This window comes from Vibrio sp. B1ASS3 (assembly GCF_905175355.1).
GTDB lineage: Bacteria > Pseudomonadota > Gammaproteobacteria > Enterobacterales > Vibrionaceae > Vibrio > Vibrio owensii.
Map to the genome: position 1 here is coordinate 2,149,322 of NZ_HG992743.1, position 13,556 is coordinate 2,162,877.

Consider the following 13,556-nt stretch of genomic DNA (forward strand, 5'->3'; position numbering starts at 1 on the left):
GTAAATTAGGCGGTTTGTGGTTTGTGTTGTGCTGCTTTGGCAGATTTCCCTGTCACTTTGAGCAAGGCGGGAATCAACAACAAATCAAGCACAAGCGCGATAATGATGGTGATTGCGGTCATCAGGCCCATGTCCGCATTCATCTTGAAGGAACTGCTCGCCAACACAAAGAAGCCTGCACTGAGCACTATTGTAGTACCTATGATTGCCACGCCAGTCTCTCGAACGGCGGTAACAATCGATTCTTCTTCCGACTTCCCTTCCTTACGAGACGTGTGATAACGATAGAGCAAGTGAATGGTGTCATCCACGACGATACCTAGCGTCATACTCGCAATGACGGAAAGACTCAAGCCAACTTCACCAATGCTCAGTCCCCACAAACCAAAGGCAATGGAGGCCGGCAAGATGTTTGGCAAGATGCTAATCACACCAAGGCGAACGGAACGCAGAATCAAACCAATAAGGAAGGAAATCACCAATAGTGCCGCGGCAGACGCCGTCAACATGCTCACGTTGTTGCGATAACCAATGTGCGCAAACATGATGTCAGCGCTCACTCCAGGACTAACACTACTTTCAGGAAATAAGCCTAACAACTGGCTGCGTAACGTCGACTCCAGAGCAATCAAATCATTGGACGACATCTTCTTCGCCGTCACGATAACGCGCAGTTCTTTTTTATCCAACGCGACTTGGTTGCTGAGGTTCAATCCGTATGGAAGCGACATGTCATAAAGCAAAAGTGTTTGAGCAGACAACTCAGGATCACTGGTGAGACGATATTCACCCGCTTCATCGTTATGCAAGCTGCTGTTCAAGCGCTTCATGATGTCAGTCAGCGATTGAATGTGATACACGCCTTCGGTTTGGCGAGCCTGTTGAACAAACTGATCCAACTTATGCAGGAAATCAGGAGAGGTAATCAGTTCACCTTGTTCTGGTCGAATCGCATATTGAATACTCGCCACACCCGTTAAGTTCGCGTAGGTGAAGTCGTTCGCTTGGCGCACCGCATAGGATTCATCGAAATATTCAAACAAGGTGTCATCTATATCGTTTCGAACCAAGTTTGCAGCAATGACGCCACCACCAAGTACAACGACAGCGATCTTTAATCCAGGCTTCACCATTGCCCAGCGAGCGATGGCTTCAAGTGGCTTGGCAAGCCCTGAGCGCTTCACTACTTTACTCTTTCTTGCTGGTAACACGGCCAAAAGCGCAGGTACGAAGAACAACGTCAGGAACATAGCAGCAATCACGCCCATCGCGGTGATGTTGCCCAAATCGTTAAACGGAGGAGAGTCACTGAAGTTCATCGACAAGAAACCAACCGCAGTAGTCAAACTGGTCAGAATAATGGGTAGACGATGCTTCTCCATCGATTGCTGCAACGCCACCAGCTTGGTTTCGCCTTTGTTTAGCGCATGTTTATAGCCTTGCAAATAGTGAATGCAATCGGCAACCGCCATGGTCAGAATGATAAGCGGTGCAGATGCAGACGGAGAGGTAATTGCCATGCCGAGCCAACCTGCAGCACCAAGCGCGATGAAGATTGAAGAGATGATGGTTAACGTCACTACAACCGAACTCCACAAGCTACGCAGATAGATGCCCGTGCCGATGACAATCAGCAGCAATGCGCCCGGCACCAAACTGCCCATATCTCGCTGTGTCGCCTCACCAAACGCGTCGTTTTGCATCACCTGACCAGTGAGATAAAACTGCACGTCAGGGTAACGTGTCTGAGTTTCAGCGATCTTGTCTTGCCAGAACTGTGCGATTTCACGCACTTCTTCGGACTGACCCTCCGTCGTCAAACGCACCAACACATTAATCGCCGTCGATTTCGCGTCTTGAGCTAAGTAACGATTAACCAGCTCAGGTTGTTTAAGCGCATAGGCTTTCTTCTCCGCAAGTAACTGGGTATTGCTCAGTTGGTTTGCGTTCACAAAATCTTCGACGATCAGATCATCATTTTGAGCATGGGTATATTGATAGTTGGTCAAAGAATCTACACGGTATGAGTGAGGTGTTTGCCACGCATATTCCGTCAGTTCCATGACTGCTTTCAGCACATTTTCCTGAAAGACATCGCCCGATTTCGGGTGCAAGACAATCAATACGCTGTCATTGCTGTTGTATTTTTCTTCGATGCTCTCAAACGCGATCAAATCTGGATTGTCGTCGCTAAAGAACACTTTATAGTCATTGTTTAAGCCGAGTTTCCCTAAGCCAACAAACGCTAGGGCCATGATGCAGAGCCACCCCACAAGGGCGAGCAAGGCTCTGGGTTTTGTCCATTTTTTCATTATTCGAGACTTCCTTTGAATTAAGCCTGCTGAGTCGCCAGCACAGACAGGCGGTGGTTTTCTATTTCTATCGCCTCTGCTTTCACCTTGTTCACCGCTTTTTCGATCGCCTCATCTGGATCAACATATAAAGGCAACTCAAAGTGTTCCGCGATGGTAATCAATCGGTGACGCAAATCACCGCCAACCGTGATGTAAGGGATGTTGAGTTCTTTCACAGTAGAGAGCAGAAGATCATTGGAGAGCGTTCTAAAACTTTCAGACACAGGACGGTGGCCATCTTCCACCAAATCAAATTCAATCGGCAGGTGCACAAACTTGCTGTAAGTCTTTTTCGCATGACGCTTTGCAACGTTGCCAAAAGCATCAATGTAACCACGGTGAATTGACGCATACGGTTTGCCTATCAGTCTTTTCATAGTCAAAACCAAGTCGCTGTCATTTGGGTTAATCCCAGTTTCCAAGCGCGCAGCCCCATACACCCATTCATGCAAACAAGAACCATCAGAGAAAAAGCGATCACCACATCGCTCTTCATTCACAACACGCTCACTCAAACGACTAAGCCCCAAGTTCAGTAGCTCCGCAGGATTACACTGCTCTAAGGTTTTACCCGGCACCGCATCAGGCAGAATCTCACGCATGGTGCGCGCTTGTGTTCTTGGAACTTGAGTCGCGATCGCCAGCGCTTCTGTTAATGTCGTTTTTCCGGTTGAGTAAGTTCCTGAAATGGCAATTTTCACGCTGGTTCTCCTTGTGGTAATTGATGGCATAGTTTTGCAGTTAGATTGAATTCTGGATGGCCGGAAACCGAGCCGTTTACGGTGGCAAGTCGCCATGAGGAGTCTTTCTTTTTCACTAAAGAATTCTTCATGCTGCGAAGTGTGAGTGTGTGTTTACGACGAGGGATGATTGGATACGGCGTTGTGACCGTGACAGAGCGCATCCACAAGTTGTGAGTCTCATTACGATCCAACTTATCGAGGCGATACATCACCAACTGCGACAGCTGAGCAAAACACGTCAGCCAATCGACCATCATCAATGCATTGGGGTAATGCCCCATCGCGCCCGTTGATGGTTTGCCTGGGCATTGAAACAGCAAGTCACTGGAGACAGCACAAATGGCGTCACAAAAGGTGTTGTTCGCAAGGTGGCAATGACGCAAACGGAAATCGCTGTTGAAGTACTCATCGTCATCCGAAAATGACACGACAGATTGGGAGTGATCCGCTTCCGCCTCATGATCGATGATCACTTCAATTTCCATACTATCTAGCTTGGTTTTGACGCGAGTTAAGGTGCCAAACAAACTGTCTTGTGAACTGCTGGTATCAAGTAACTGGGCGGAAAGGCGTACCGCATCAAGATCCTCTAACGCTTCTGCGCCAGCTTTAATAGATACATGTCGGATCCACGCTTGAGACGACTGGTGGGCTGACAACTGATAATGGCGTTTGATGATCGCGTAGGAGACACGACCAGCAATAAGAAACGCATCAATCGTACTGAGATGAGGACGACGAGATTGCGTCTTCTTTTGTGACCAATCTGTTCGATACGCAACACTTACTAATCCTTGTGCGGAATCCGTGTCGTAATTGATGTTGCATTCATATTGAGTGCGCTTGTAGCCTTCACCGAAGTAGCGCTGTTCCGAGGGACCCAAAATGTCATCAATACTGGTGACCACCTCGTTAATTTCCTTACCTGAAAGATTAAGCTCCATAAAAACAAATACTCCTTGTGCGAATCACATTGGTTGCGGAGTTTTTTATGCTACCTCCTGTGTTTCTATTTTTATCCTGTCCGAATACCCGCTGAAACTGTCCACTCGTACAGGTTCAACCCTGTCTAATTTCTTGTAACTTGCACAACAAAACTCGTCCTTCAACAAGGAGTTAACTATGAGGATGTTTTTCGGATTGCTCATGACACTCTCAGCAACGGCCGCCGCTGAGGGTGTCTCCGGGTTCGATGTAGCAAAGGAAATGATCAGTCGAGATACCGGATATATTTCCTATACATCAGACGTGGAAATGTCGATCGTCGCAGCCAATGGCGACACAGTGCGCAGACAATTGACGATCAAAGGTATCGAGCAAGAAAACGATGGCGATAAGATCATCACTTACTTCCAAGCGCCACGAGATATTGCAGGAACCGCCCTTCTTACGTTTAGCCACGCCATTGAAGCGGATGATCAATGGCTGTTTTTACCTTCCATCAAAAGGGTTAAACGCATTTCTTCGAACAACCGTTCAGGGCCATTTATGGGCAGTGAGTTTGCTTATGAAGACATGAGTTCGTGGGAATTGGACAAATATCGCTATGAACTCATCGAAGAAAAAACACAAGATGGGCAAAGTTACTGGCTGTTGGCTTGCTTCCCTCGCTACGAAAATTCGGGCTACTCGAAACTTGTCGCTTGGATTGATCAAGACATTTACCAACCACGAAAAATCGAATACTACGACCGAAAAGGCACCTTGTTTAAGCAACTCACCCTCTCCGATTATGAGCAGCATAACCAGCGCTACTGGCGTCCGAAGTTCGCTCAAATGGACAACTTAAAAAGCAAGCGATCCTCTTCATTGTCATGGAAAAACATGACGTTAGGTGTGGATGTTCCACAAAGCCAGTTTGAGCCCAAACAACTCCGTAACGCATACAGGCACAACTGATGAGGAAAGCGCGCACCTTACTATTCACCAGTTTGTCTCTTTCCTTCTCATCGGCAGGATTTGCCGATTGGCAAACGGAAGGTTTTGTTGGGTTAACCGCAGACCTCTACAAAGACGAGGCACAAACGGGGCAATGCTGTGACACACTCGCCAATCGAGCTCTTATTGCTCCTCGTCTACTGTGGTGGAACGATTCTGGCTGGGCAGCAACCTTCAGTCCTTATGCGGAATATGAGTTTCAGTCCGCACAAGGGTTCATCAATCTGCGCGAAGCCAATATCATTTATGCAGGAGAAACGATCGAATGGCTGCTTGGCTATGGTGTGGTTTACTGGGGTGTCACTGAAGTCTACCAACCCGTCAACGTAGTGAATCAATATGATGGACGCATCGCTTTGGGGTATGAAGAGAAAATGGGTCAACCCATGCTTCAAGCGCGTTGGTTGCCTGACTGGGGAGATGTGCAAATGCTGTTATTGCCATTCCACCAGCCTCGTAAGTTTAGAGAACCAGATCAACGGCGAACCCTGATTAAGCCTGTCGACGATGATGCGATCTATTCTGATGGGGAGAACGCACTCGATAGCGCGATACGGATTGGCTTTTGGCAGGATGCATTAGACGTTGGCATTAGCGCTTTTTACGGCAATAGCCGAGAACCTTTGCTCGTCGAACGTCCTAATGACTGGCAAGCCTCATACGCACGAATATTCCAGCTCGGCACCGAGTTACAATGGACGCAAGATGACCTCTTGCTCAAATGGGAAGGGACGTTTAAATCTGGGGAGGGCAGTGACTACTTTACCTTAGTCACAGGGTTTGAATATTCGGTGTACGGTTTTTCCTTTAGCCAAGGCACTCTCGGTTTAATTGCCGAATACGCATGGGATAATAGGGATACATACGCACCACCGACTATCTACAACAACGATGCTTTTCTTGGTTTGCGTTGGCAAGCGAATGATGTCCAAGATACCGAGTTTTTGCTGTCTGGATTGTTCGACTTAGAGCAGACTTCACCCATCTACAAACTGACCGCCTCTGGGCGCATCAATGAACACTGGAAATGGATAGCAGAAGGTTACTATCTTTCCTCCATGTCCAGTAACGAACCCATTGCTTACCTAGAAAACGACAGTTACTTCTCTATAGGCGCAGAATACTACTTCTAAAAAGCGGATCGATTTCTCGTTGTCGCGGCGGCTCACAACATCGTTAAATGCCTTTTGATAACATGGCGTTAAAAACTGGTGAGCCAATCGTGAACTTACTGAACCCTAAAGCCCTGCGCCATTTTCTATTGATACTGTTTGCCATCGGTATGGTCGGGCTTGTTTTAACTCATCATTACGCGACAAAGTACCAACATCAGCAATGGCAATCGGATCTCAAACAGCAAGCCTCTCAGGTAGCACAAGAGATCGACTATGAGTTGGCTAAGTTTGAACAAATTCCTAATCTACTCAGTCACGATCCAAGATTGCTTGAAGCCGTTAAAGTGGGCAAGCGTTCTGAGTCCCTCAATAAATTGCTTGCCGAATGGCTAACGCAGAGCCTTGCTGACACCATTTATGTGCACGACAGCACCGGCTTAGTTATCGCATCGAGCAACTACCAGCAAGACGACAGCTTTGTAGGTTCTAACTTTGCCTTTCGCCCTTACTTTCAGCACGCCCTAAATGGAGAGAAAGCTCAGTATGTTGCACTCGGCGTACGCTCAAATAAGCGCGGCTATTTCTTCTCGTCCCCTCTTTGGGTTGAAGGCAAAGTCGCAGGCGTGATTACCGTTAAAGTGAACCTAGAGCAGTTAGAACAAAGATTGGCACAAAACGATGGCGGCTTGCTAGTTACAGGTGTGCACGATGTCGTCTTCATGAGTAACTTGCCCGATTGGCGTTATCGTGCACTTTTCCCGTTATCCGAAGCTGCGAAAGAAGAACTCAATCAAACTCAACAATATGGCGATACCCTGCCGCAATACCGAGGCGAGTTAACCGGACAAAGTGGCGCAACGCAGTTTGAGAACAATCAGCTACTGGTTTCCCCTAACTACCTTGCTTACGCGACCAACTTATTCGACAAAGGCTTTCGTGTCGTCGCACTGATTAGCCAACAAGAAGTCCTTACCGCGGTATTGCAGGCGGACGTGGTTTACCTGTTGCTCTACGCGCTCGTGGGTTTAATTGCTTTGGCGTGGTTTCAAATGCTCGTCAACAAGGCACGCCTCGCGAATGTGAATGCCAATTTGGAAGAAAAGGTGACAGAGAGAACCTTAGTCCTCAGCCAAGCCAACCACAAATTACAGCAAACCGTGCATCAATATGAACAGAGCCAACAAGAGCTCAAACAGACTCAACAAGAACTGACTCAAGCGGCCAAACTCGCGCTGCTTGGTGAGCTATCCGCTAGCATCAATCACGAAATCAACCAGCCGCTTGCAGCGCTGCGCACTTACACCGAAAACTCTCAACGCTTGATGGTGATGGAGCGCTACCCGATGGTGACAGACAACCTCGATAAAATGCTCTCTCTCAACAACACCATCGCCGAAGTGATTGCACGCTTAAAGGTGTTTACACGCAAAACGGACGACAACCCACACAACGAAGTGGCGGTCTTACACGATGCTGTGCACAACGCGACGAGAATCCTAAGCAGCAAACTCATCAAACAAGGCGTCACACTGAAAGTGCCAACCATCGAGTACAACGTGAGATTAGCGATTCACAGCGTGGAGCTTGAACAAGTGCTGATCAACCTCTTCCACAACGCTGCTCAAGCAATGGAAGGGCATTGTATCGATCCACAAATTTCAATTGCCGTGCAATGCGACGAAACCAACTGCGATATTTTAGTTTCCGACAATGGACCAGGCATGTCAGAACAAGCATTAGCAAGAATATTTGACCCATTTTTCACCACAAAACCGGAAGGACTCGGATTAGGTTTGACCATTTCAAAACGGATTTTGGAAAGCTACCAAGGCTCACTCAGTGCTTACAATCATAGCGCTAACCATTCCATGGATACGCACTCTCAACCATCTGGCGGCATGACTTTTGTCGTCAGCGTGCCTTTAGTGTCATCTCATAGCACAGAGGAAAATTCACATGCATAGTCCTGTTTTCTTTGTCGATGATGAACCACACATCCGTGATGCCGTGACTCAAGCCTTGTTGATTGAGGGCATCGACGTGACTTGCTTTCCTAATGCAGTCGAAGCCTTACATGTGATTGACCCAAACTCGCCAGCACTGATCATCACTGATATTCACATGCCAGTGATGAACGGTTTGGAGTTCATGAGGAACCTGCTTGGCAAAAATAGTCACTTTCAATTTATTGTATTAACCGGCCATGGCGATGTGAAGACGGCAGTTGAGGCGATGAAGAGCGGTGCGTATGACTTTCTTGAAAAGCCGTTTTCGACAGAGCAACTACTCAAGTCCCTCAATAACGCAGGTGACAAGCTGACCTTGCTGCAAGAAAACGTCTGGTTAAAGAAAGAACTCGACATGCAAACCCATGTCGGACCGAAAATGATTGGTCACAGTCAAGCCATGGTCGACATTCGCCGTGCGCTAATCAGCGCCCCACTCCACCAGCCGCTGATTTTCGTTGGTGAGGACGGTACTGGACGAAGGCTTGCTGCTCAATTCGCACACGACATTCATGCCACACCAGAAAGTGAGCTGATTGTCGCATCTGGTGAGGACTTATATGAACTCTCACTCGATGCCTTAGACAAAGCCATACATCATCTTACAGACGGCAAAAGCCAATGTAGTTTGTACTTACACAGCGCAGAGCACATCTCGACGAAGCAATGGCAATGCTTATTTCAGCATACCAAGTTACAACGTGTATTTGGCGCGGCCAATAGCGTCGATAAAGGAATAGAAGAACGGGTGATGCTGATTCGCATGCCAAATTTGAATGAACGCAAAGAAGATATCGGTCCTTTATACAAACACTTTGTGCGCCACTCCGCCAGTCGTTACCAACTGCAACCACCACAGATAAGCCTTGATGAGGTGAGAATGGTCACGGAACTCGATTGGCCAGAGAATATCAAACAGCTGCGACAGTTTGCGGAATTGAGAGCATTAAAACCCGATGCGTTTCGTATGGAAGATTGGAACAATGAGAAAAGTATTGAAATCCAAAGTATGACTCAACGCACAGAACACTTTGAATATTGCTTGTTGTTTGACGCCTTGCAACGACATAGAGGCAGACTCAAAGAGGTTCAACTAGAATTACAAGTGTCGCGCAAAACCTTGTACGACAAACTAAAAAAACATCAGTTGGACAAAACAAAGTTCAAGGCACAGTAAATAAGGGGCACTTACCCCTTTCACACATTTTTATTCACCGAGCATGCTGACATGGTTGGCTAATAATAATAAGATCAAAAAGATAAACCGTCTTTATAAACAAGGAATGTGATGAGCCGAGACAACTACAACAAACTTAGCAACGATGAGTTGGACTTTGTCGATGACAAGACCGCCGCATTGCTCCTAAACACGCCGAGTAGCGCCCGCTTAATGCTGTGGGTCATGGTGCTGTTTTTTGTTGCAGCCATTGGTTGGGCGTCTTGGGCGCAAATCGACAAAGTCACCGTCGGCCAAGGCAAAGTCATTCCATCTTCTCAAATCCAAGTGGTACAAAACCTTGAAGGTGGCTTGGTCAAAGAGATCTTAGTTAAAGAAGGCCAACAAGTTGAAAAAGGTCAGCAACTATTGCTGATTGATGACACACGCTTTCGTTCTGACTTCCGTGAACGTGAACAACAAGTAGCGAACTTAACCGCTTCTGTATTGCAACTTTCCGCCTCAATCAGCAGTGTGGAAGTTAACCGCGAGTTTGATAATAGCAACTGGGAACAAAACGTGGTGCTGGATTACGGCAAACTGACTTTCCCACCAACTCTAGAAGAAAACCAACCTCGCCTAACCCAACGTCAAAAAGCGGAATACCGTGAAGACTTGGACAATTTGCGTAGCCAAATTTCGGTTATCGACCAACAGGTAAAACAGAAACAACAAGATTTAGTAGAAATCCAAGCGCGTGTAAGCAACCTGCGCCAGAGCTACCGTTACGCGAAGAAAGAGCTGGATATCACCAAACCGCTCGCAGATGAAGGTGTGGTACCTCGTATCGAACTGCTGAAACTTCAACGCCAAGTTAACGATACCCGCCGTGAAATGACTTCTAGCGAACTGAAGATTCCTGTGCTCAAATCCGCCATTCGCGAATCCATGCTTAATCGTATTGATGCTGCATTGAAGTTCCGCTCTGAACAACAAGAGAAACTGAATAGTACTCAAGACCAACTCTCTTCTTTAGTTGAATCGGCGGTTGGCCTAGAAGACCGTGTAAATCGTACTGTTGTCGTATCTCCGGTAACAGGCACCATCAAAACATTGAACGTCAACACGGTAGGTGGCGTTATCCAACCCGGTATGGACATTGTCGAAATCGTTCCGACCGAAGACACCTTATTAGTTGAAGCGAAGATCGCACCGAAGGACATCGCCTTCTTGCGCCCAGATCTTCACGCCATCGTGAAATTTACCGCTTACGACTTTACGAAGTACGGCGGACTTGAAGGGGAATTGGAACACATCAGTGCCGATACTACGCAAGATGAAGAAGGCAACAGCTTCTACATTGTTCGCGTGCGCACCGATAAAACCAATTTTGGACAAGATGCAGACTTGCCAATCATCCCAGGTATGACGGCATCAGTCGATATCATCACAGGGAAGCGAACCGTTTTGGAATACTTACTCAAGCCAATTTTGAGTGCCAAAACCAACGCACTGAAGGAGTAAGTGTCAGCAAGGTATGCCCGATGTGTCGTTTAGCGTTGATAAGTGGTTAAATAGAAAGCACTTATTTCTCACTGACGAGCCCGTTGGAAGAGTACACTTGTGATGTGAGTCGAATATGCCACCCAGATTGAAGCGTAAAGTTACATTATTAATCAGCATCGGTTGTCTTTCGTTCCAAATCGGTGCGTTAAACAGCAAAGAACAACGATGGGTCGATACGGTCACTTCAGTCTATGGTGAGCGCGCAGGGATGCGCGTGAAAACTTGGCGAGACAACATCGACTTTTTCAAAACATTGGAGACTCATGAGAAGCTTGCAGGCGTTAACGACTTTTTCAACCAACTTTACTTCGTTGACGATATAGACCTGTGGGGTAAAAAAGACTACTGGGCAACACCACTCGAGTTCTTGGGCAGTAATGCCGGCGACTGTGAAGACTTTACCATCGCCAAATACTTTTCCCTACTTGAGCTCGGTATACCGGATTCAAAGATGCGTTTGATCTACGTTAAAGCCATCGAACTGAATCAATTTCACATGGTATTGGCCTACTACCCAACCCCAAGTTCGGAGCCTCTCATCCTCGACAACCTCAACCCAGAGATTGTTCGAGCCTCCAGACGTAGCGACTTGCTACCGATATACAGTTTTAACGGTTCAAACCTATGGCTTATGAAGTCTTCTGCTGGCGTTGGAGAGCTAGCAGGAAAAGCCTCACGTTTGAGCCTTTGGAATGACTTACGCTCGCGCGAACGTAAGTTGCAGTTAAAAAAACCTAAAATTAACTATGACGAGTGAAAAACATGACCCTATATAAGAAGCTTGTAGTGGGAATGGTTACGGTCTTTATACTCTTGATGGCATCAGTATTCGTAATCCAGTTCAACACTACTCGAGACAGCTTAGAGCAGCAGCAACGTTCAGAGGTCAACAACACCATTAATACCGTTGGTTTGGCGCTAGCACCTTATTTGAAAGACAAAGATAAGGTCGCGGTCGAATCTGTGATTAATGCGTTGTTCGATGGCAGTACTTATTCTGTCGTACGTCTCACCGCGTTAGATTCGGATTACCAAATCGTACGCTCGTACCCAGTCAAGCCAAGTAACGTTCCGCAATGGTTTATCGACTTGAATCTATTCAAGGCAATTCACGACAAACGCGTGGTAACCAGTGGTTGGATGCAGCTTGCAGAGGTGGAAATCATCAGCCACCCAGGCGCAGCCTACGAGCAATTGTGGCAAGGCTTTATTCGCCTGCTATCGGCATTTGGCGTTATCTTCCTAGCCGGTCTAGTGGCAATTTCTTACATCCTACGTCGCTCACTCAAACCTCTAGCGGCCATCGTGAAGAAAATGCACGAGATTGCCAACAACCAGTTTGGTGACCCACTGGCTCGTCCTAAAACGAAAGACTTGATTGCAGTTGTTGACGGCATTAACTCGATGTCGGCACAAATCGAACTGTCATTTAAAGAACAGGCAAAAGAGGCGCAGCGTCTGCGTGCTCAAGCTTACCTAGATCCAATCTCCAAGCTAGGTAACCGCTCGTTCTACATCAACCAAGTTGACCAATGGCTAGCAGAACAAACGCAAGGGGGTATCGCGCTACTCCATGCTGAATACATTGGTGATATCTACGAGACAAAAGACTACCAACGCGCTGATGCCCACGTGAAAGAGTTGTCTCAACGTTTGAAAAACACCATCGATGTTCCGGGAGCAACCATTGCTCGTCTATCAAGCGACGAATTTGGTCTTCTATTCCCGCACATGGATGAGAGCGAACTGCGCATTCTGGCAGACAGCATCGTCAACTGTGTAAACGGTTTGAATACCGACCCAACCGGCCTTGCTAAGCCAAAAGCATCACTGGGTGTGGCACACAGTAAAGATCAGAAAACGCGAACTGAAGTCCTATCGATGGTGGACAACGCGCTATCGAAAGCGAAAGCGCAACCTGACAAAGCGTACGGCTTCGTGGGTGGTGAAAACACTTCTAACCTTATGGGTAAACAGCAATGGAAAGCGCTGGTTGAAGAAGCGATTCACAGCGATTGGATTAAATTCCGCTTCCAGTCTGCGAAGAATACTTGGGGTAAAGTGTTCCACAACGAGGTGTTCTCAAGCATCGAAAAAGATGGCGAGACCTACCGTGCGAACCAATACCTGTTTGCTCTTGAGCAGCTAGACGCAACCAACATCTTCGACCAATACGTTATTGAGTCGATGATCAAGATGCTAGAAAGCGGCGAGCTAAAAGAGCCAGTGGCAATCAACATTGCGCAAAGCAGCTTGTCTCAACCATCGTTCATTCGTTGGACCACCAGCATGCTAGAGAAGCATTCGAAAGTTTCCCCAATGCTGCACTTCGAGCTTCCAGAAGCGTGTTTCATTGACCACCCGCATCACACAGCGCTGTTGTGTAACGCGATTCGTCAAGCAGGTGCGGAATTCGGTGTTGATAACTACGGTCGTAACTTCCAGTCACTTGAGTACATTCAGGAATTCCGCCCGAATTACGTGAAGTTGGATTACCTATTTACGCACAACTTGCACGATGAGAAACAGAAATTCACCCTGACTTCAATCTCTCGTACCGCTCACAACTTGGGTATTACGACGATTGCATCGCGTGTTGAAACACAGATTCAGTTGGATTTCCTCACCGAGCACTTTGTTGAAGTCTTCCAAGGCTTCATCGTCGACAAGGAATAAGA

Annotated in this window: 10 protein-coding genes; 7 read left to right on the plus strand and 3 right to left on the minus strand. The window is 47.2% G+C overall.

All coding sequences use genetic code 11. The annotated features are described in order from the left end of the window. Nucleotides 1–5 precede the first annotated feature (5 nt). Genes KJB05_RS27810 through KJB05_RS27820 form a run of 3 tightly spaced genes read right to left on the minus strand, consistent with a single transcriptional unit; the run spans nt 6 to nt 4,041 of the window. Nucleotides 6–2,312, minus strand: coding sequence for an MMPL family transporter (locus KJB05_RS27810; RefSeq protein ID WP_208444768.1), 2,307 nt, complete (start codon nt 2,310–2,312; stop codon nt 6–8). A 20-nt stretch (nt 2,313–2,332) separates the two neighbouring features. Further along, complete coding sequence (locus KJB05_RS27815; RefSeq protein WP_078610127.1) at nt 2,333–3,055, minus strand: ATP-binding protein; 723 nt, start codon at nt 3,053–3,055, stop codon at nt 2,333–2,335. Next, complete coding sequence (locus KJB05_RS27820) at nt 3,052–4,041, minus strand: AvrD family protein (RefSeq protein WP_038895062.1); 990 nt, start codon at nt 4,039–4,041, stop codon at nt 3,052–3,054. The genes KJB05_RS27815 and KJB05_RS27820 overlap by 4 nt, the downstream gene beginning before the upstream one ends. Nucleotides 4,042–4,225: 184 nt before the next feature. On the opposite strand from KJB05_RS27820, the gene KJB05_RS27825 reads away from it, so the two are divergent. The 7 genes from KJB05_RS27825 to KJB05_RS27855 all read left to right on the plus strand — a co-directional run bounded on the left by KJB05_RS27825 (nt 4,226) and on the right by KJB05_RS27855 (nt 13,554). Next, the gene (locus tag KJB05_RS27825; RefSeq protein ID WP_208444797.1) at nt 4,226–4,996 is read left to right on the plus strand and encodes an outer membrane lipoprotein-sorting protein; all 771 of its coding nucleotides are present in this window, start codon (nt 4,226–4,228) and stop codon (nt 4,994–4,996) included. Continuing rightward, nucleotides 4,996–6,168 carry a malate transporter gene (locus KJB05_RS27830; RefSeq protein WP_208444767.1) on the plus strand — a complete coding sequence of 391 codons (1,173 nt, stop codon included), beginning with the start codon at nt 4,996–4,998 and terminating at the stop codon, nt 6,166–6,168. Before KJB05_RS27825 ends, KJB05_RS27830 begins: the two co-directional genes overlap by 1 nt. 47 nt (nt 6,169–6,215) lie before the next feature. Further along, on the plus strand, nt 6,216–8,114 hold the full coding sequence (locus KJB05_RS27835) for an ATP-binding protein (protein ID WP_208444766.1): 1,899 nt from the start codon (nt 6,216–6,218) through the stop codon (nt 8,112–8,114). Next, nucleotides 8,107–9,333: a response regulator gene (locus tag KJB05_RS27840; RefSeq protein WP_208444765.1), complete on the plus strand. Its 1,227-nt coding sequence runs from the start codon at nt 8,107–8,109 to the stop codon at nt 9,331–9,333. The genes KJB05_RS27835 and KJB05_RS27840 overlap by 8 nt, the downstream gene beginning before the upstream one ends. Before the next feature lie 111 nt (nt 9,334–9,444). Further along, a complete protein-coding gene (locus KJB05_RS27845) occupies nt 9,445–10,836 on the plus strand; it encodes an HlyD family type I secretion periplasmic adaptor subunit (RefSeq protein WP_005435811.1) in 1,392 nt (463 codons plus the stop codon). Nucleotides 10,837–10,951: 115 nt separating this feature from the next. Beyond that, nucleotides 10,952–11,635, plus strand: coding sequence for a transglutaminase-like cysteine peptidase (locus KJB05_RS27850; protein ID WP_020197833.1), 684 nt, complete (start codon nt 10,952–10,954; stop codon nt 11,633–11,635). A gap of 5 nt (nt 11,636–11,640) precedes the next feature. Further along, nucleotides 11,641–13,554, plus strand: coding sequence for a LapD/MoxY N-terminal periplasmic domain-containing protein (locus KJB05_RS27855; RefSeq protein ID WP_208444764.1), 1,914 nt, complete (start codon nt 11,641–11,643; stop codon nt 13,552–13,554). Nucleotides 13,555–13,556: the final 2 nt, after the last annotated feature.

What these genes read in the sequence shown, in the direction of transcription:
- KJB05_RS27810 (WP_208444768.1), bottom strand. Translation starts at nt 2,312, where the DNA reads ATGAAAAAATGGACAAAACCCAGAGCCTTGCTCGCCCTTGTGGGGTGG.
- KJB05_RS27820 (WP_038895062.1), bottom strand. Translation starts at nt 4,041, where the DNA reads ATGGAGCTTAATCTTTCAGGTAAGGAAATTAACGAGGTGGTCACCAGT.
- KJB05_RS27825 (WP_208444797.1), top strand. Translation starts at nt 4,226, where the DNA reads ATGTTTTTCGGATTGCTCATGACACTCTCAGCAACGGCCGCCGCTGAG.
- KJB05_RS27830 (WP_208444767.1), top strand. Translation starts at nt 4,996, where the DNA reads ATGAGGAAAGCGCGCACCTTACTATTCACCAGTTTGTCTCTTTCCTTC.
- KJB05_RS27835 (WP_208444766.1), top strand. Translation starts at nt 6,216, where the DNA reads ATGCCTTTTGATAACATGGCGTTAAAAACTGGTGAGCCAATCGTGAAC.
- KJB05_RS27840 (WP_208444765.1), top strand. Translation starts at nt 8,107, where the DNA reads ATGCATAGTCCTGTTTTCTTTGTCGATGATGAACCACACATCCGTGAT.
- KJB05_RS27845 (WP_005435811.1), top strand. Translation starts at nt 9,445, where the DNA reads ATGAGCCGAGACAACTACAACAAACTTAGCAACGATGAGTTGGACTTT.
- KJB05_RS27850 (WP_020197833.1), top strand. Translation starts at nt 10,952, where the DNA reads ATGCCACCCAGATTGAAGCGTAAAGTTACATTATTAATCAGCATCGGT.
- KJB05_RS27855 (WP_208444764.1), top strand. Translation starts at nt 11,641, where the DNA reads ATGACCCTATATAAGAAGCTTGTAGTGGGAATGGTTACGGTCTTTATA.